We start from the raw sequence: 280 nt of genomic DNA, 5'->3' as shown, positions 1-280 counted from the left end.
GGATGCCTAGGCGCTAGGAGCCGATGAAGGACGTGGCGAACAACGAAACTGCCTCGGGGAGCTGTAAGCAAGCTTTGATCCGGGGATGTCCGAATGGGGAAACCCAGCTGGGGTAATATCCAGTTACACCTAACTGAATACATAGGTTAGTGTGAGGCATACCAGGGGAACTGAAACATCTAAGTACCCTGAGGAAGAGAAAACAATAGTGATTCCGTCAGTAGCGGCGAGCGAACGCGGAGAAGCCCAAACCAGAGAGCTTGCTCTTTGGGGTTGTGGG

General features: G+C 52.9%; 1 rRNA gene. It reads left to right on the top strand.

Going from position 1 to position 280, the window contains the following annotated elements:
- Nucleotides 1-280 (top strand): 23S ribosomal RNA (locus tag M3629_RS28240); the annotation flags it as partial.

The sequence above is a fragment of the Paenibacillus polysaccharolyticus genome, assembly GCF_023714295.1.
Lineage (GTDB): Bacteria > Bacillota > Bacilli > Paenibacillales > Paenibacillaceae > Paenibacillus > Paenibacillus polysaccharolyticus_A.
This window is presented reverse-complemented; position numbering and strand designations above follow the sequence as displayed.